This window comes from Christiangramia marina (assembly GCF_048285865.1).
In the GTDB taxonomy this organism is placed as follows: domain Bacteria; phylum Bacteroidota; class Bacteroidia; order Flavobacteriales; family Flavobacteriaceae; genus Christiangramia; species Christiangramia marina.
The window spans coordinates 393-637 of sequence record NZ_JBLVTK010000013.1 but is presented as its reverse complement, the minus strand read 5'-3'; the positions used below and the strand labels follow the sequence as shown (position 1 = coordinate 637).

The 245-nt window shown below is 44.1% G+C and carries 1 protein-coding gene; it reads left to right on the top strand.

Features of this window, described 5'->3' with window-relative positions:
• A partial coding sequence (locus ACNKXS_RS15545; RefSeq protein ID WP_417921600.1) for a cadherin-like domain-containing protein occupies window positions 1-245 on the top strand: 245 nt, incomplete at both ends.

Below are 245 nucleotides of genomic sequence, written 5' to 3'. Positions count from 1 at the left end.
GAGCTTACGGTAACAATTTCTGAAGCTCAGGAACCTGCCAATGGAACGGTAACTATCGATGAGAATGGCGTGGTGACCTATACTCCAGACGAAAACTTCAACGGAACTGATTCTTTCGATTACACTATTTCTGATGGGAACGGTGGAACCGATACCGCTACGGTAACAGTAATTGTAGGTGCTGAAAATGATGCTCCTATTGCTGTAGATGATTCAGCTTCAACAATTGAAGACACTCCAGTCGA